Source organism: Mesorhizobium sp. WSM4833 (assembly GCF_055811095.1).
This window is the reverse complement of sequence record NZ_JBVVQG010000004.1, coordinates 381,137-397,564: the sequence shown is the minus strand read 5'-3', so window position 1 is coordinate 397,564 and position 16,428 is coordinate 381,137. Positions and strand designations below refer to the sequence as shown.

The 16,428-nt window shown below is 62.4% G+C and carries 12 protein-coding genes; 3 read left to right on the top strand and 9 right to left on the bottom strand.

All coding sequences use genetic code 11. The features are described 5' to 3' along the window. Positions 1-191: 191 nt before the first annotated feature. The 9 genes from AC0L2D_RS10325 to AC0L2D_RS10285 all read right to left on the bottom strand — a co-directional run bounded on the left by AC0L2D_RS10325 (position 192) and on the right by AC0L2D_RS10285 (position 10,971). Positions 192-1,256, bottom strand: coding sequence for an ABC transporter ATP-binding protein (locus AC0L2D_RS10325; RefSeq protein ID WP_473540963.1), 1,065 nt, complete (start codon positions 1,254-1,256; stop codon positions 192-194). 16 nt (positions 1,257-1,272) lie between these two features. Further along, positions 1,273-2,064 (bottom strand): ABC transporter permease, encoded by a 792-nt coding sequence (locus tag AC0L2D_RS10320; protein WP_013529687.1) that lies wholly within the window; start codon positions 2,062-2,064, stop codon positions 1,273-1,275. After that, positions 2,061-2,855: an ABC transporter permease gene (locus tag AC0L2D_RS10315; protein ID WP_473541014.1), complete on the bottom strand. Its 795-nt coding sequence runs from the start codon at positions 2,853-2,855 to the stop codon at positions 2,061-2,063. The genes AC0L2D_RS10320 and AC0L2D_RS10315 overlap by 4 nt, the downstream gene beginning before the upstream one ends. Before the next feature lie 186 nt (positions 2,856-3,041). Next, entirely contained in the window at positions 3,042-4,148 is a 1,107-nt protein-coding gene (locus AC0L2D_RS10310) for an ABC transporter substrate-binding protein (protein ID WP_013529685.1), read from the bottom strand. Between the two features lie 243 nt (positions 4,149-4,391). Continuing rightward, positions 4,392-5,564 (bottom strand): iron-containing alcohol dehydrogenase, encoded by a 1,173-nt coding sequence (locus tag AC0L2D_RS10305; protein WP_013529684.1) that lies wholly within the window; start codon positions 5,562-5,564, stop codon positions 4,392-4,394. 17 nt (positions 5,565-5,581) lie between these two features. Further along, a complete protein-coding gene (locus tag AC0L2D_RS10300) occupies positions 5,582-6,970 on the bottom strand; it encodes an aldehyde dehydrogenase family protein (RefSeq protein WP_473540961.1) in 1,389 nt (462 codons plus the stop codon). Between the two features lie 126 nt (positions 6,971-7,096). Further along, the gene (locus AC0L2D_RS10295; RefSeq protein WP_024502759.1) at positions 7,097-8,467 is read right to left on the bottom strand and encodes a glutamine synthetase family protein; all 1,371 of its coding nucleotides are present in this window, start codon (positions 8,465-8,467) and stop codon (positions 7,097-7,099) included. An 84-nt stretch (positions 8,468-8,551) separates the two neighbouring features. Further along, on the bottom strand, positions 8,552-10,108 hold the full coding sequence (locus tag AC0L2D_RS10290) for an amino acid permease (protein ID WP_013529681.1): 1,557 nt from the start codon (positions 10,106-10,108) through the stop codon (positions 8,552-8,554). Between the two features lie 44 nt (positions 10,109-10,152). Next, a complete protein-coding gene (locus tag AC0L2D_RS10285; RefSeq protein WP_473540960.1) occupies positions 10,153-10,971 on the bottom strand; it encodes an N-formylglutamate amidohydrolase in 819 nt (272 codons plus the stop codon). 144 nt (positions 10,972-11,115) lie between these two features. On the opposite strand from AC0L2D_RS10285, the gene AC0L2D_RS10280 reads away from it, so the two are divergent. The 3 genes from AC0L2D_RS10280 to AC0L2D_RS10270 all read left to right on the top strand — a co-directional run bounded on the left by AC0L2D_RS10280 (position 11,116) and on the right by AC0L2D_RS10270 (position 16,425). Beyond that, entirely contained in the window at positions 11,116-11,943 is an 828-nt protein-coding gene (locus AC0L2D_RS10280; protein WP_127366003.1) for a MurR/RpiR family transcriptional regulator, read from the top strand. Between the two features lie 193 nt (positions 11,944-12,136). Continuing rightward, positions 12,137-13,297 carry an efflux RND transporter periplasmic adaptor subunit gene (locus AC0L2D_RS10275; protein WP_473540959.1) on the top strand — a complete coding sequence of 387 codons (1,161 nt, stop codon included), beginning with the start codon at positions 12,137-12,139 and terminating at the stop codon, positions 13,295-13,297. Continuing rightward, on the top strand, positions 13,294-16,425 hold the full coding sequence (locus AC0L2D_RS10270; protein ID WP_027161377.1) for an efflux RND transporter permease subunit: 3,132 nt from the start codon (positions 13,294-13,296) through the stop codon (positions 16,423-16,425). The genes AC0L2D_RS10275 and AC0L2D_RS10270 overlap by 4 nt, the downstream gene beginning before the upstream one ends. The last annotated feature ends 3 nt before the right edge of the window (positions 16,426-16,428 follow it).

Here is a 16,428-nt window from a genome sequence, read left to right as displayed (position 1 = left end):
CTCGAGCCGGCAGAAAATGCCTCGAATTGCTTCCTGACAAATCGCCGTCCACACCGACATTGAAATCATCTGATATGGGGCTCGCTTAAACGCGGACTTCCCTGCACTGCAGCCCATGCCACGCGGGCGGAAGCATCCTTCCCCCTTCGCTAACCGGGATACAGCCATTCATTCCAAACAAGCGCAGCAGCCTAGTGCAGCACGAGCATATCGCTCGAAGAAAACCAGATCTCGGCCTTCTCACCAACTGCGGGGGGCGGCGTTGCCGGGCTGTTGAACGTGTCGAGCGAGACCGTGTTGCCGCCGATGCCGACGCGAACCCGGATGACCGATCCGAGGAAATGCACTTCGGAGATTTCTCCGGATAGGCTGGAGTCACGGCCAGGCTGGCGGCCCAGCGAAATAGCTTCCGGACGCAGCGCCAGGGACAGCGTGTCGCCCGACTTGGAACCGTTGAGCTTGCCCTTGAGCGAGACCTGTTCGGAATTGACCCGCACCGTGCCCGCGGCGGCATCGGTGACGGTGCCTTCCAGCACATTCAGCGTGCCGACGAAATTGGCGACGAACTTGGTTGCCGGCCGGTTGTAGATCTCGAATGGCGTGCCGACCTGCTCGGCCTTGCCGCCATACATGACGGCGATGCGGTCCGAGATCGACAGCGCCTCTTCCTGGTCGTGCGTGACGAAGATGGTGGTGATGCCGAGCTTCTTCTGGATCGACCGGATTTCCTCGCGCAGCGACACGCGCACCTTGGCGTCGAGCGCCGACAGCGGCTCGTCGAGCAGCAGCAGCTTTGGCTTCGGCGCGATGGCGCGGGCTAGCGCGATGCGCTGCTGCTGGCCGCCCGAGAGCTGGTAGGGATAGCGATCCGCCATCTGCGGCAGCTTGATGATGCCGAGCATCTCGGCGACGCGGGCATCGATGTCCGCCCTCGGCATGCCGGCGACCTTCAAGCCGAAGCCGATATTCTGCGCCACGGTCAGGTTCGGGAACAGCGCATAGGCCTGGAACACCATGCCGACATTGCGCTGGTTGGGCTTCAGTCTCGTAATGTCCTTGCCGCTGACGACGATCGTGCCCGCGCTCGGCTCCTCGAAACCGGCAACCATGCGCAACACCGTCGTCTTGCCGCAGCCGGATGGCCCGAGGAAGGAGACGAATTCGCCGCGCTCTACGTCGAGATTGAAATCCTCCACCACCGTGGTGGCGCCGAAGGATTTTCGAACGTGCTGGATGGAGAGGAATGGGTCGGCCATGGCGTGGTTCTCTCGATCAATTTGGGCGGTTCGCCGATTTCGGCGCGAAGCGGGACAGGATCTGTATCAGCGACATGCAGCCCCAGGTGATGGCGAAGGCGATCACTGCAAGGGCTGCGGGCTCGTATGCACGGTTGGCGCCGATGTTCTGCAGATACGGGCCGAAAGCCGGACGGCTGAGCAGGCTGGCCATTGTAAACTCGCCAATGACGATGGCGAAAGTCAGGAATGCGCCGGACAGCACCGCGATCAGCACATTGGGCAGGATGACGCGGGTGATGATGGTGCCCCAGCCCGCACCCAGAATTTGCGCGGCTTCGGTCAGCGTACGCACATCGATGGTGCGCAGACCGGTGTCAACGGCCCGATACATGTAAGGCAGAGACAGCGTCGTATAGCCAATGACAAGCAACGCATTCGCACCCCAATTGCTTGCCAAGAATGGCAGCGGCGAGTTCGAGCCGTACATCCTGATATAGCCGAAGACGATGACGATTGCCGGAATGACCAGCGGCAAAAGGGTGATGAATTCGACGATTGGCCTGAGCTGAGGCAGACGCAGCCGGATCCAGTATGCCGCCGGCACCACGATCAGCACCCCCAGGATAATGGTGCAGAGCGCAGCGATGACTGAAAAAAGGAAAGTTGACTGGAAGCGCGCGTCTCCCAGCACGACTTGATAGGCGTCGAAGGAATGGACGCCGCGCCGCATGCGCAGCGAGAACTCGACCGTCGCCATCAACGGAATAAAGAAATAGGCGGCCCCGACAACAAAGACGACCCAGGCCCAGAACTTACCCGACTTCATTTGAGCCACCTTTCGGACCGAGTCCGAAACCAGATGTAGAAGACATTCGCAAGCCCGGTGATGACGATCATGCCAAAGGCTATGGCATAAGCGAGTTGCGGGTTGTGCAGCACGTCGCCGTTCATCTGCGAGTAGAGCTTGATCGGAACGATATTAAGCGTCGGACCGGCAAACGCATAAGCGGTGGCGATGGCGCCGAAGGCGTTCGCAAACAACAGGATGACCGTACCGAGAAAACTCGGCCATATCACAGGGATGACAACCATGCGCCAGTACTGCGCCTGCGTGGCACCGAGCGTGGCCGCAGCCTCGCCCCACTCCTTCTTCAAGCCGTCGATGGCTGACACGATGATGACCACCATCAGGGGAATCTGAAAGAACAGATAGACCGCGATCAGGCCCGTTGTGGTGAGAAAATTGAAGCCCATCGCGTAAATGTTGATGTTGAGCACGTCACGCAGAAGCGTCGTGACGATACCGACACGGCCGAGCGTAGCCAGGAACGCGAAGGCGAGCGGCAAGCCGGCAAAATTCGAGGCGACGCCCGAAAACGTCAGGGTCGCGGAGCGCGTCCAGCTTGGCAGTCCGCCGCGCACGATCGCGATCGCGATGGCGAGCCCGGCAAACGCCCCGATGATGGCCGACCAGAAACTGATCTTGATCGAAGACCAGTAGGAATTGCTGATCGACGGATCGCTGACCAGCTGCAGAATATTGTCGAGCGTGAACCCGCCTTCACCGTTCCGGAAGGCTCCCACGACGAGATAGAGCGTGGGCAGGATCAAGAACATTAGGGCAAAGATGAAGAACGGCGCCACGCCGATCCATTGCGTCGGCAAGCGGAAGGCGGTCGCCTCCTTCGGCGGCACCGGCTTGGTGGCGAATGCCTGATTTGAAAGCGAGAGATCGGTCATGCGCCGGCTACCGTCTTCGAGGAAGGACCGGGCGGCCTCGCGGCCGCCCGGTGGATTTCAGTCTTACTTGACGTTGGCGCCGACAGTGGCGTCCCAGTTCTTGCTGATAGCTTCCTTGGCCTTAGCCTGCTCGTCGAGCGACGGGAACGCGGCCGAGGCATAGGATTCCGCCGGCGGCAGCTTGGCCAGCACGTCCGCCGGGATCTTGCCGTTCTTGGCGAGATCGTTGAAGCGGATCGGGTGGCAATAGCCCTTCAGCCAGCCGATCTGGCCTTCGTCGGAGTAGAGGTATTCCATCCACAGCTTGGCTGCATTCGGATGCGGCGCGTAGGCGCTGATCGCCTGCACGTAGACGCCGGCAACGACGCCGGTCTTCGGCACGATGACGTCGACGGGCGGGTTGCCCTTCAGCGTGTCGCGGCCGGCGAGCGCGTTGTAGTCCCAGTTGATCAGGATCGGGGTCTGACCCTGGGCAAGCGTTGCCGGCTTGCCCACGACCGGAACGAAATTGCCGGCGGCGTTGAGCTTCTTGAAGAAGTCTAGGCCAGCAGTGCCGGCAGCTTCACCGGCTGCGGCGCCACCGGAAAGGCCGGCGGCGTAGACAGCCTGGATGGCCTGGTTTGAAACGCGCGGATCGCCGGCAAGAGCGACCGCGTTGGCGAATTCCGGCTTCAAGAGGTCGGCCCAGTCGGTGGGCGATTCCTTGATCAGGTCCTTGTTCACCATGAACGACAGAACGCCGTAATAGTCGCCGTACCAAAAGCCGTCGGCATCCTTGGCGCTGTCGGGGATCGAGTCCCAGGTCGACACCTTGTAAGGCTGGATCAGGCCATCGGCCTTGGCGGTCGGGCCGAAGGACAGGCCGACGTCGATGACGTCGGGCGCCTGCGGGCCCTTGTTGTCCTTGTTGGCCTTGATCGCCTCGACCTCGTCGCCGGAGCCGGCGTCGGGGTTGAGTTCGTTGACGGTGATTTCCGGATACTTCGCCTTGAAACCTGCGATGACATCGCCATAGCCGCACCAGTCATGCGGCAGCGCGATGGTGGTGAGCTGGCCTTCCGCCTTGGCAGCCTTGACGAGATCGTCCAGCGAATCCGCGGACGAAATCACCGTCGACGCGAAAAGCGCCGCGGCCGAAAGGGAAAGCACTTTCCCCGTGAACTTGAACATGTGTTCTCTCCGTTGAACTGACGCCGTTGGACGCCTGCGATGCGGTATCGTTTTCATGTGACAGCCAGATGAAAGCTTTGTGAAAGCGGCTGCTCGCAGTGCGAAAAAGTAAACTCTTTTTAACCTGATGTAGCAATCGCTCCGCGATTCTTTTTCCGGCTAACTAGTTTGTGCCTTGCCCGTCATCCTCCCCCTTGTTTTCCATAGCCCCTTTTCAGATCACTTTGCGGCGCGGAAAACGCCTCAGACCGTGCCGGCAATGGCGTTTTCGAGCAAGGTCAGCGCCGCCTTCTTGGTCAGCTTGACCGGGTTGCCGCCGGCGGTCGGATCGACCACCGCCATGTCGGCGATCAGCGCCTTGCGTTTCTTGTCCATGTCGAGCCCCTTGATAAGGCCCGGCAGCGCATGCGGCACCTTCAATTCCTTGCGCAGCTTGATAATCGCCTTGGCGAACCCGTCGAAGCCGCCCTTGATGCCGCAATAGGCGGCGAGCCGGCCGATACGCTCCTCGATGGAGTCACGGTTGAAGGCGAGCACATAGGGCATGAACACCGCATTGGTCATGCCGTGATGGGTGTCATAGAGCGCACCGACCGGATGCGACAGCGAATGGATGGCGCCGAGCCCCTTCTGGAAGGCAGTGGCGCCCATGGCGGCGGCGCTCATCATGTGGGCGCGCGCGACGAGATCCCTGCCGTTGGCATAGGCCTTCGGCAGGTTCTCGAAGACCAGCCTCACACCTTCGACGGCGATGCCGTCGGCCATCGGATGATAGCCCGGCGCGCAATAGGCCTCGAGACAGTGGGCGAGCGCATCCATGCCGGTGCCGGCGGTGATGAAGCCGGGCATGCCGACCGACAGCTCCGGATCGGCAATAACGATTGCTGGCAAAAGTTTCGGATGGAAGATGACCTTCTTGGTGTGCGTCGCCTCATTGGTGATAACACCGGCGCGGCCAACTTCCGATCCGGTCCCGGCGGTGGTCGGCACGGCGATGATCGGCGCGATGGCGTCCGAATTGGCGCGCGTCCACCAGTCGTCGACATCCTCGAAATCCCATACCGGCCTGACCTGCCCGGCCTGGAAGGCGATCAGCTTGCCGAGATCGAGCGCCGAACCGCCGCCGAAGGCGATGACGCCGTCATGTTTGCCCTTCTTGAACACGGCGATGCCGGCGGTCAGATTGGACTCGACCGGGTTAGGCCTGACCTCGGAGAAGACGCCGTAAGGAACCTTGGCGTCGTCGAGTATCTTCAGCGTCGAGGCGACGACCGGCAGTTTCGCCAGTCCAGGGTCGGTGACGAACAACGGCCGCTTGATGCCGGTGGCCGCCAGCACCTCAGGCAATTCCTTGATGCGGCCGGCGCCGAAGCGGACGGTGGTGGGGTAGTTCCATTTGGAGATCAGCTTGGACATTTTTGTCTTTCAATAAATCAGATGGCTTCGCGCAGATGGAATGATTTCGGCCGGGTCAGATTGTCGTAGCCGATGGCCGACAAGCCCGCACCCTTGCCGGTGTCCTTGACGCCGGTCCAGACCAAGGCCGGGTCGAGGTAGTCGCAGCGGTTCATGAACACCGTGCCGGTCTCGACGCGGTTGCCGATCGCCACGGCATGCTCGGTATCGCGCGTCCAGATCGAAGCGGTCAGCCCATAGGGACTGTCGTTCATCAGCGCGATCGCCTCTTCGTCGTTGCGCACCTTCATGATGCCGACGATCGGGCCAAAGCTTTCCTCGCGCATGACGCTCATCTGATGATCGACTTCTGTCAGCACCTCAGGTGCCAGATAAGGCGAACCAGCCTTGTCGTTAGCCACCTTCATGTTGATGTGCGCCTTGGCACCCTTGCGCAGCGCTTCCGCCTTCTGTTCACGGATCAGGTCAGCAAAGCGCGCCTGCGCCATCGGTCCCATCGTTATCGCCTGGTCGAGCGGATTGCCGACGACATAGTTCTTGGTCTCGGCGATGAAGCCTTCGACGAATTCGTCATAGACCTTCTCGTGCACATAAACGCGTTCGATGCCGCAGCAGCACTGGCCGGAATTGTAGAAGGCGCCGTCGACCAGATTGGCGACCGCATGGTCCATCTTGGCGTCGGGCAGCACATAGGCCGGATCCTTGCCGCCAAGCTCGAGGCCGAGCGTCATGAAGGTGCCCGCCGCCGCCTTTTCGATGGCGCGGCCGCCGCCGACCGAACCGGTGAAATTGACGTGGTCGATCTTGCCCGAGCCGAGCAGCCTTTCGGTCTGGGCGTGGTTCAGCACGACATTCTGGAACACGCCCTTGGGCAGGCCGATCTTGTCGAAAGCCTGCTGAAAGCGCTCGCCGACCAGCAGCGTCTGCGCCGCATGCTTCAGGATCACGGTGTTGCCGGCCATCAGCGCCGGCACGATGGTGTTGACGGCGGTCAGATAGGGATAATTCCACGGCGCGATCACCATGACGACGCCGAGCGGGTCTTTCTTCACATAGCGGCGGAAACCGTCCTTGGGGTTGGAGGCCGGCACCGATTTGAGCGCCTGCTCGGCGATCTCGACCATGTAGTTGGTGCGTTCCCTGACGCCGCCGAATTCGCCGCCATAGCGCACGGGGCGCCCCATCTGCCAGGCGATCTCCGGCACGATCTCGTCGGTCATCGCGACCAGCGCTTCCAGCATAGCCAACATGTACTTGCCGCGCTCGACGATAGGTGTCTCAGCCCACTTCTCTTGCGCCGCCTTGGCGCGTTCCACTGCGGCGTTGATCGCCTGGTCTGTAGCAATCGGCCGCTCGGCATAGATCGAGCCATCGACGGGGGTAATGAGTTTGACCGTCTCGGTCATTTTGTAAGTCCTCGTATTCTACAACAAAATCGTATGGCCTGGCGCTGCCCCTCATCTGCCTGCCGGCAGCCTCTCCCCACAGGGAGAGGCTAAGAGTGAAGGGGGGCGCCAACGAACCGTCGATACCTAATACCGCTCGAACCCTCTGTGCAGTTCCCAATCCGTAATCCGGCGGTCGTATTCGAACTGCTCCCACTTTGCGGTGTGGACATAGTGTTCGAGCACATCCTCGCCGAGCGCCTGCTTGAGCATCTTCGACTTCGCCAGCGTGTCGGTGGCATCGCGCAGCGTCTTCGGAATCTCCGGCAGGCGAGATGCCTGATAGGCATCGCCGACGAACGGCTTCTGCAATTCCAGCTTTTCGTCGATGCCGGCAAGGCCGGCGGCGATCAGGGCTGCGAAAGCAAGATACGGGTTGAGGTCGGCGCCACCGATGCGGCATTCCATGCGGATGCCCTTGGTGCCCTCGCCGCACAGGCGGAAGCCTGCGGTGCGGTTGTCCTCGCTCCACATGATCTTGGTCGGCGCGAAGGTGCCGGCCTGGAAGCGCTTGTAGGAGTTGATATAGGGCGCCAGGAACCAGGTGAATTCCTTGGCGTATTTGAGCTGGCCGGCGGCCCATTGCTGGCCGAGTGTCGACAGCGTCCAGTCGGCCTTTTTGTCGAAGAACAGCGGTGTCTTGCCGTCGGCGCTCCACAGCGAATTGTGGATGTGGCTGGAATTGCCGGCGAGCCCGTAATTATACTTGGACATGAACGAAATCGCCTTGCCCTCGGACTCGGCGATTTCCTTGGCGCCGTTCTTCAGGATGACGTGGCGGTCGGCCATGTCGAGCGCCTCGGCATAGCGCACATTGATCTCTTCCTGGCCAGGACCCCACTCGCCCTTGGAATTCTCGATCGGAATGCCGGCCGCTTCCATTTCGTTGCGAAGCCGGCGCATGACGCCTTCTTCCTTGGTGGTGATGCCGATCTGGTAGTCGCCGATATAGGGCGATGCGGTGTCGAGACTTTGCCAGTGCTTCTTGCGGGCCGAATCGTAGGTCTCGTTGAACAGATAGAATTCGAGCTCGGATGCGAAATAGCCGATATAGCCGCGCTCGCTCAGCCGCTTGACCTGCTTCTTCAAGATGGCGCGCGGCGAATGCGGCAGGTCGTCATGCGTGTGGTGGTCGAGCACGTCGCAGATCACGAGCGCGGTCTTTTCCAGCCAGGGAATGCGCCGCAGCGTGGCGAGATCCGGCTTCATGACGAAATCGCCATAGCCCTTCGACCAGCTCGCCGCCTTGTAGCCCGGCACCGGCTCCATATCGATGTCTGCGGCCAGCAGATAATTGCATCCATGCGTTTCGTCATGCGCGGAATCGACGAAGTACTGCGCCAGGAAGCGTTTTCCCGCCAGCCGTCCCTGCATGTCGACGATGCAGGCCAGCACGGTGTCGATCTCACCGCTGGAGACCGCTTTCTTCAACTGATCGAACGAGAAATTTCCGGCCATTCCTTTGGCACTCCAGCGCTTGGGCTTTGAATGAGTTGAACGAAACCATGGCCGGCACGATGCCGGCCATGGCCATGGTCGAGGTCAGTGGCCGGTTTCGCCGACTGCCTGTTCGGCCGCCTTGATGGCCGCCTGACGCGCCGCAATGATGTCGCCGAGCGGCGGCCCCTGGAAGCGGCGCTTCTCGAAGCCGAACCAGACGACTGCCGTCAGGATGAAGAAGCCGACGGTGATGTAGAGCGCCCAATCGTTCGGCGGCTGGATGCCGATGATGAAGATCAGGATCATTGAGACGATCGACAGGAAGGCGAACAGCATGAACACGCCGCGCCCCATGTTCCAGGGACCCATCTTGTCCCACTTCGGCGTGCCCCAGGCGAGCATGCCGAGCACGATCGGCACGGTGAAGGAGAGGAACAGGAAGATGACGGTGCAGGAAACCACGATGGTGTAGGCCGAAGTGCCTGCGACCGAAACCAGCGTCGAACCCCAGACGAACAGCACCGACAGGATCGAAGCCGTCCAGATCGCCGCCACCGGCGTGCGGTAGGTCGGGCTGACCTTGGCGAGTGCCGCCGAACCCGGCAGGCCGCCGTCACGCGAGAAGGCGAAGATCATGCGCGAGGCAGACGTCACCGTGGCAAGGCCGCACAGCAGCTGTGCGACGAACACGACGAGGTAGACGAACTCCTTGATGCCGGGGCTTACACGCTGGTCGAAGGCCCAGAAGAACACGTTCCAGCCCTGCTTGGCGGCATCGTCCATGTTCGGGATCATCAGCACGAAGGCGGCCAGGAACAGATAGCCGAAAACGGCCGACCAGATCACCGACATGACCATGGCGCGCGGCACGGAAGAAGCCGCCTTGATGGTTTCCTCCGAGGTGTGCGCGGAAGCGTCATAACCGGTGATCGTGTAGATCGGCAGCAACAGTCCGAGCGCGAACACCCAGGCATTCGAGACGGATGGCCACACGCCGGCGCCTGCGTCCCCGGAATAGTTCTTGAAGGTGAAGAGACGGCTGAAATCCCAGGTCTCAGCGGAAGCCAGGCAGACGATGGCGATCAGGATCGAGCCGAAGAAGATGAGATAGCCCGAGAAATCGGTCAGCTTCGCCGTCAGCTTGATGCCGAGATGGTTGATCAGCGCCTGCGCGCCGGTGATGATGATCAGAAAGATCATCTGGTTTGTCAGCGTGCCTTCGATTCCGAGCGTCGGGCCGAAAGCGCCGATGAAAAACGTCCAGGTGCCGACATTGATGGCGCCGAGCACGGTGATCAGGCCGAGCAGATTGAGCCATGCGGTGACCCAGCCGGTGCCGCGGTTGCCGAGGATCGAACCCCAGTGATAGAGGCCGCCGGCCGTCGGATAGGCCGAGCTGATCTGCGACATGGCGACCGCAAAGGTCAGCGAAACGAAGCAGCCGACCAGCCAGCCGATGCCGATGCCGATGCCGCCGGCGCCGGAGGTGGCCTGGGCCAGCGAATTGATGCCGCCCGACAGGATGCAGATGATGGAGAAGGAAACGGCGAAGTTCGAAAAGCGACTGAGGCGCCGCTCCAATTCCTGGGCATAGCCCATGCTGTGGAGGTGCTTTACGTCCTCCGCCTTGTCAACTTCAGTATAACCCGGTGCTGCCATTTTAGTGTCCCCTGTTGGTTTTCGGGTCGGGATGAGATCCCGCCCTAGCTAGCCGATTGAACTGACTTTCCGACTGAATGCGATCTGGTCTGTCCGGCCTCCTCTGGCTCCAGATCCGAAAAAATGCCCGTGAGCAGATCCGCCCATTTCCGCTGCCCGGTCTCGCCGGCGATTTCGTCATTGCGGATTTCGATCATCGCGCAGGGCAGTCCGCGCGAGCGCGCATGCCGTTCCAGCGTGAAATAGACTCGGTCATCAGGTGAATACGGCTCGTTGACCCCGACGGTGACACCGGAAAGCCGCTTCAGCGCCGATATCAGCGGCGCCGCCAGCCGGCGATCCTCGTCATGGATGATGCCGATATGCCAGGGCCGGTTGCGGCCCTTGTATACCGGCGTGAAGGAATGGACCGAAACCAGCCGCGTTTCCTGACCGTGTGACAGCCTGTGGCTGATGATATCCGCAATCGTATCGTGGAAAGGGCGCCACGAAAGCGCGACACGCGCGGCACGCTCACTTTCCGACAGGCCGGCATTGCCCGGTATGGCCGTTGTCTCACTGACCGGCGGCACCAGGTCGGGCGCGTCAAGCGGCCGGTTGCAGTCGATGACAAGGCGCGAAATGCGGGTTTCGACCAGCGTCGCGTCGAGCGCCTGCGCCATGCGGCGGGCAACCGGCAGCGCGCCGGGATCCCAGGCGATGTGGCGCGACAGGTCCTCGACAGCAAGGCCGAGCGTGCCGAATTCGGCGGGCAGGAAGTTCGAGGCGTGATCGCAGGTCAGCACGAAAGGGCTTGATCCGCCGGGGTTCGTCACCCTTACGGTATCAGACGATGCAAGGCTGGCGGGCCGTGCTTTCTCCATACTCTGCCGTCCCCGGGGAGCGCTGTATCGTATGTTACGTATTTTGCCTCATTGCGTCCCTGTGGATGATTTCATACAGTTTGTCCGGCTTTGTCAAATGCGATTTCGGAAAAGACCATCGACCGAGCCAGGGGTGGGGAAAAGATGATTTCCAACATTGCCGAACTGATCGCCGACCGCATCGGCACGATGCCGGCCAGCGAACGGCGCGCGGCCCAGACACTGATTGCCTTCTACCCGATGATCGGCTTGAAAACGGTCGCTGAATTCTCGGCCGCAGCCGGCGTTTCCTCGCCGACGATCCTGCGTTTCGTCGCCCGGTTGGGCTTTCAGAACTATCCGGAGTTCCAGTCGAGCCTGCAGGACGAACTGGCGGCGCAACTGCAATCGCCGGCGACAAGGACGCTCAATCCGCCCTCGCCCGGCGGCGGGACCGTGTCGCCGATGCTGGAAGCGACGCTCGACAATATGCGCGAGACATTCAGGCACCTGTCCGACAAGCAGCTTGCCGACATCGCCGCCCGGCTAGCGGACCGGCGCGGCAAGACCTTCCTGATCGGCGGCCGCTTCACCGATCCGCTGGCGCGCTACATGGCCGCCCACCTCGCCATCGTCCAGCCGGATGTCTTTCACCTCGCCGGGCAGGAAAGCATGTGGCGTGACCGGCTGATCGACATGGGCAAGCGCGACGTGCTGGTCATCTTCGACATCAGGCGCTACCAGGACAGCCTCCTCCGCTTCGCCGAGAAGGCGCATCAGCGTGGCGTGCAGATCGTGCTGTTCACCGACCAGTGGCTGTCGCCGATCGCCCGCCTTGCTCGCCATGTCATCGCCGGACGAACCGCAGTGCCGTCGGCATGGGATTCATCGGCGGCCCTTTTCGTCGTCGCCGAAACGCTGATCGGCGCCGTCACCAGGCAACTGGAAGCAGAAGGCGCCAAACGCATTCGCGAGATGGAAAGTCTGCGTTAGTGCATGTGCGATGATCCGAAGCGTTACGCATATTTTCTCAAATGTTACATATATTTAATGTGCGCAGCCCCCGGAGAATTGTCATAAAGACGCGATATCGAGGCGGCTTCTTTGCCTTACAATAGCCTCGCTGCGTCTGCTTCATTTCGGGAAACCGGTAGACGGAAGGATTGTTTTACCAACCGGAGTGCTGATGGCCGCCTGGAAACAGATACTTTTTGCACTCGTGGTGCTGGTGGTGGCGGCAGCCGCCTGGCTGCGCTTTTATCCCGGCGCACCGGACGTGCTGGCACGTTGGGGCATCGACTGGGCTTACGCGGCAACGCCCCCGGCTGAAACCGGTGCCGCCAACGCGAGGCAGGCAAACGGCCGCAACGGCAACCAGCGGGTAAACGTGGTCGCCTTGGCGGCCACTTCGGCTGTTATCAACGACCGCCTGCAGGCGATCGGCACCGGCCGTGCCAACGCCTCGGTGACCGTCAATCCTTACAGCTCCGGCCGCCTCGCCGAACTGCTGGTCGAATCCGGCAGCCATGTCGAAAAGGGGCAGATCCTCGCCACCCTCGATTCCGAGACCGAAGTGATCTCTCAGGACCGTGCCAAGCTCGCCTTGCAGGACGCTCAGTCCAAGCTCGACCGCGTCAAGTCGCTGCGTGCCTCCAATGCCGCGACCCCGGTAGCCGTGGCTGACGCCGAGGTGGTGCTGGCGGGCGCCAAGCTGGCGCTTCAGGACGCGGAACTTGCACTGCAGCGCCGGTCGATCCTGGCGCCGATCGCCGGCACCGTCGGCATCCTGCCGATCTCGGCCGGCAATTACGTCACCAACCAGTCGGCCATCGCCACGCTCGACGACCGGTCCTCGATCCTGGTCGATTTCCTGGTACCCGAGCGCTTCGCCGCCGCCGTCAAGGTCGGCGCGCAATTGACGGCGACGCCGATCGCCAATCCCAGCAACGCCTATAGCGGCACCGTTTCGGCCATCGACAACCACATCGATGAAAAGAGCCGCACCCTGCTGGTCAAGGCCAAGATCGCCAACCCGGCCGATTCGCTGCGCGCCGGCATGTCGTTCGGCATCACCATGAAATTTCCGGGGCAAACCTATCCGGCCGTCAGCCCGCTGGCGATCCTGTGGGGGTCGGACGGCGCCTATGTCTGGCAGATCGAGGATGGCAAGGCCAAGCGGGTCCCGGTGCGCATCATCCAGCGCAACACCGAGACCGTGCTGATCGACGCCGAGATCGACAATGGCGACATGGTGGTCACAGAAGGCACCCAGAGCGTCAGCGAGGGCGGCGCGGTTCGCCTTGCCGGCGAAGAGCAGCGCGCCGCGGACGCCGCCGCAGGCTCATGACCGGAACCATCAACACCGCCAGCGAGACCGGCTTCACCGCCCTGTTCATCCGCAGGCCGGTCATGGCCTTCGTGCTCAACACGCTGATCGCGGTCGCCGGCCTGGCCGCTTTCTACGGCGTCGAGATCCGCGAACTGCCTGATGTCGACCGCGCGGTCGTCACTGTTTCCACCACCTTCGAGGGCGCGGCGGCCGAGACCGTCGACCGCGAACTGACCGACACGATCGAAGGCGCCGTCGCCCGCGTCTCAGGCGTCAAGTCGATCTCGTCGTCTTCCTCGTTCGGCTCGAGCCGCGTCACCATCGAGTTCAACGACGGCGTCGATCTGAATGTCGCCGCCTCGGACGTGCGTGATGCTGTCGGCCGCGTCGCCAACCAGATGCCCGACACCGCCGATCCGCCGCGCATCGTCAAGGCCGACGCCAATTCCGACGCGGTGATGCGACTGGCGGTGACCTCGGACAACATGTCGATCCAGGACATGACCGTGGTGGTCCAGGACCAGATCGAGGACGAGCTTGCCGCCGTGCCCGGCGTTGCCGACGTCCAGGTCTATGGCGACCGCGACAAGATCTTTCGCATCGATGTCGACCAGAATAAGCTGGCCAGCCTCGGCTTCACGGTTGCCGATCTCAGGGCCGCCCTTGCCTCGGTCGCTTTCGATTCCCCTGCCGGTTCGATCACCACGACCAACCAGGACCTGATCGTCCGCACGACTGCCGACGTGACCACGCCGGAAGAGTTCGAAAACATCATTGTCGGCGGCACGACGCGCATCCGCGACGTCGCCACCGTCACGCTCGGTCCCGACGTCGGCCAGACCACGCTGCGCTCGGACGGCAAGACCGGCATCGGCATCGGCATCATCCGCCAGGCGGAATCGAACACGCTGGACATCTCGACCGGTGTCCAGGCCGCCGTCGCCAAGCTGCAGGAAAACCTGCCCAAGGGCATGTCGATCAAGATCACCAGCGACGACGCCGTCTTCGTCAAGGGCGCGGTGCACGAGGTCGAGATCGCACTCGGCCTGTCCGTGACTATGGTGCTGATCGTCATCTATGTGTTTCTCCTCGACTGGCGCGCGACGCTGATCCCCGGCCTGTCGATGCCGGTCGCCATGATCGGCACCATCGCTGCCATCTATCTGGCCGGCTTCTCGGTCAACATCCTGACCCTGCTCGCTCTGGTGCTGGCGACGGGACTGGTCGTCGACGACGCCATCGTCGTGCTCGAAAACATCGTGCGACGACGCAATGAAGGCATGGGGCCCCGCGCCGCCGCCGTGCTTGGCGCGCAGGAAGTGTTTTTCGCCGTCATTGCCACCACCTTGACGCTGGTCGCCGTCTTCGTGCCGATTTCGTTCCTGCCCGGCCAGACCGGCGGCCTGTTCCGCGAATTCGGCTTCGTGCTTGCCATGTCGGTGCTATTGTCCTGCGTTGTGGCGCTGACGCTGTGCCCGATGCTCGCCTCGCGCATGCTGACCAGCGCATCGCTCCACCACGAAGGGGGCCATGGCATCGGCGCCCGCATCGGCGGCGCGCTCAGTACGGCCTACAAGCGCGGCCTACACGCCTGCCTCGACGCGCCATGGATCGTGCTTCTGGTCGCGGTGCTGTTTGCCGGCACCGCCTTCACGCTGTTCGGCACCATCCGCCAGGAGCTGACGCCGACCGAGGACCGCGCCGCCGTGCTTCTGCGCATCAGCGCCCCGCAAGGCGTCAGCCTCGACTATACGACGCAGCAGATGCAGAAGATCGAGAGACTGATCCAGCCGATGCGCGATTCCGGCGAGATCCGCTCGACCTTCGAGAATGCCGGCCAGAACGGCTCCTACAATTCCGGCTTCATGGTGATGACGTTGGCGCCGTGGAACGAGCGCAGCCGCAGCCAGCAGGAGATCATGGCCGAGATCAGCCAGTTGACCAGGCAGGTGCCGAGCGTGCGCATCTTCCCGGTACAGCCCAACAGCCTCGGCATCCGTGGCGCCGGCAACGGCCTGCAGTTCGCGCTGGTCGGCAACGACCGCAAGGCGCTCGGCGACGCAGCCGTGAAGATCATCGCCGAGATGCAGAAGGACGCGCGCTTCCAGACACCGCGCCTGTCGATCGACCCGACGCAACCGCAGCTCGCCGTGGCCATCGACCGCGAGCGCGCCTCCGACCTCGGCATCGACATATCGGGACTGGCCAACACCTTGCAGGCCATGCTCGACGGCAACGATGTCGTCGACGTCTACATTGCCGACCGCAGCTACGGCGTGAAGCTGGTCTCGACCACCAATCCGATCAACGATCCGACCGATCTGGAAAACATCTTCCTGAAGACGGCAGACGGACGTTTCGTGCCGATGTCGACCATCGCCACGCTGACCGAACGTGCCGTACCGCCATCGCTGTCGCGCGAACAGCAGCAGCCCTCGGTGGCCATCACCTCCAACCTCAGTGGCGACTTCGCGCTTGGCGACGCGCTCACCCGCGCCGAGGAGATCGCCACGCCGCTGCTGCCTGCGGGCAGCCGCATCCTGCCTCTGGCCGAGGCGGCGACGCTGGGCGAAACCAACAGCGCCATGATCACCATTTTCGGCTTCGCGCTGGTCATCATCCTTTTGGTGCTGGCCGCCCAGTTCGAAAGTTTCGTCAGTGCCGTCATCATCATGGCGACGGTGCCGCTCGGACTGGCCTGCGCGATTTTCGCGCTTCTGCTCTCGGGCACCAGTCTCAACGCCTACAGCCAGATCGGCCTGGTGCTTTTGGTTGGCGTCATGGCCAAGAACGGCATCCTGATCGTCGAATTCGCCAACCAGCTGCGCGATCGCGGGCTTGGCGTGCGCGAAGCGATCGAGCAGGCCTCGATCATCCGCGTGCGGCCGGTGATGATGACGATGATCTGCACCGTGCTCGGCGGCTTGCCGCTGGTGCTGGCGAGCGGCGCCGGTGCCGAGGCGCGCGTCGCGCTCGGCTGGGTCATCGTCGGCGGCCTGGGGTTGGCCACCGTCTCGACGCTGTTCCTGACGCCGGTCGCCTATCTCTTGCTTGGCCGCTTCGTCACGCCGAAGACCCATGAGGAAGCGCGACTGAAGCGCGAGTTGGAGGAAGCCGCCTACACCAATGTGGAACCGGCGGAGTAAAGA

Bases quoted from the DNA above. Each gene is read 5' to 3' on its own strand.
- AC0L2D_RS10325 (WP_473540963.1), bottom strand. From the start codon at position 1,256: ATGGCCGACCCATTCCTCTCCATCCAGCACGTTCGAAAATCCTTCGGC.
- AC0L2D_RS10320 (WP_013529687.1), bottom strand. From the start codon at position 2,064: ATGAAGTCGGGTAAGTTCTGGGCCTGGGTCGTCTTTGTTGTCGGGGCC.
- AC0L2D_RS10315 (WP_473541014.1), bottom strand. From the start codon at position 2,855: ATGTTCTTGATCCTGCCCACGCTCTATCTCGTCGTGGGAGCCTTCCGG.
- AC0L2D_RS10310 (WP_013529685.1), bottom strand. From the start codon at position 4,148: ATGTTCAAGTTCACGGGGAAAGTGCTTTCCCTTTCGGCCGCGGCGCTT.
- AC0L2D_RS10305 (WP_013529684.1), bottom strand. From the start codon at position 5,564: ATGTCCAAGCTGATCTCCAAATGGAACTACCCCACCACCGTCCGCTTC.
- AC0L2D_RS10300 (WP_473540961.1), bottom strand. From the start codon at position 6,970: ATGACCGAGACGGTCAAACTCATTACCCCCGTCGATGGCTCGATCTAT.
- AC0L2D_RS10295 (WP_024502759.1), bottom strand. From the start codon at position 8,467: ATGGCCGGAAATTTCTCGTTCGATCAGTTGAAGAAAGCGGTCTCCAGC.
- AC0L2D_RS10290 (WP_013529681.1), bottom strand. From the start codon at position 10,108: ATGGCAGCACCGGGTTATACTGAAGTTGACAAGGCGGAGGACGTAAAG.
- AC0L2D_RS10285 (WP_473540960.1), bottom strand. From the start codon at position 10,971: ATGGAGAAAGCACGGCCCGCCAGCCTTGCATCGTCTGATACCGTAAGG.
- AC0L2D_RS10280 (WP_127366003.1), top strand. From the start codon at position 11,116: ATGATTTCCAACATTGCCGAACTGATCGCCGACCGCATCGGCACGATG.
- AC0L2D_RS10275 (WP_473540959.1), top strand. From the start codon at position 12,137: ATGGCCGCCTGGAAACAGATACTTTTTGCACTCGTGGTGCTGGTGGTG.
- AC0L2D_RS10270 (WP_027161377.1), top strand. From the start codon at position 13,294: ATGACCGGAACCATCAACACCGCCAGCGAGACCGGCTTCACCGCCCTG.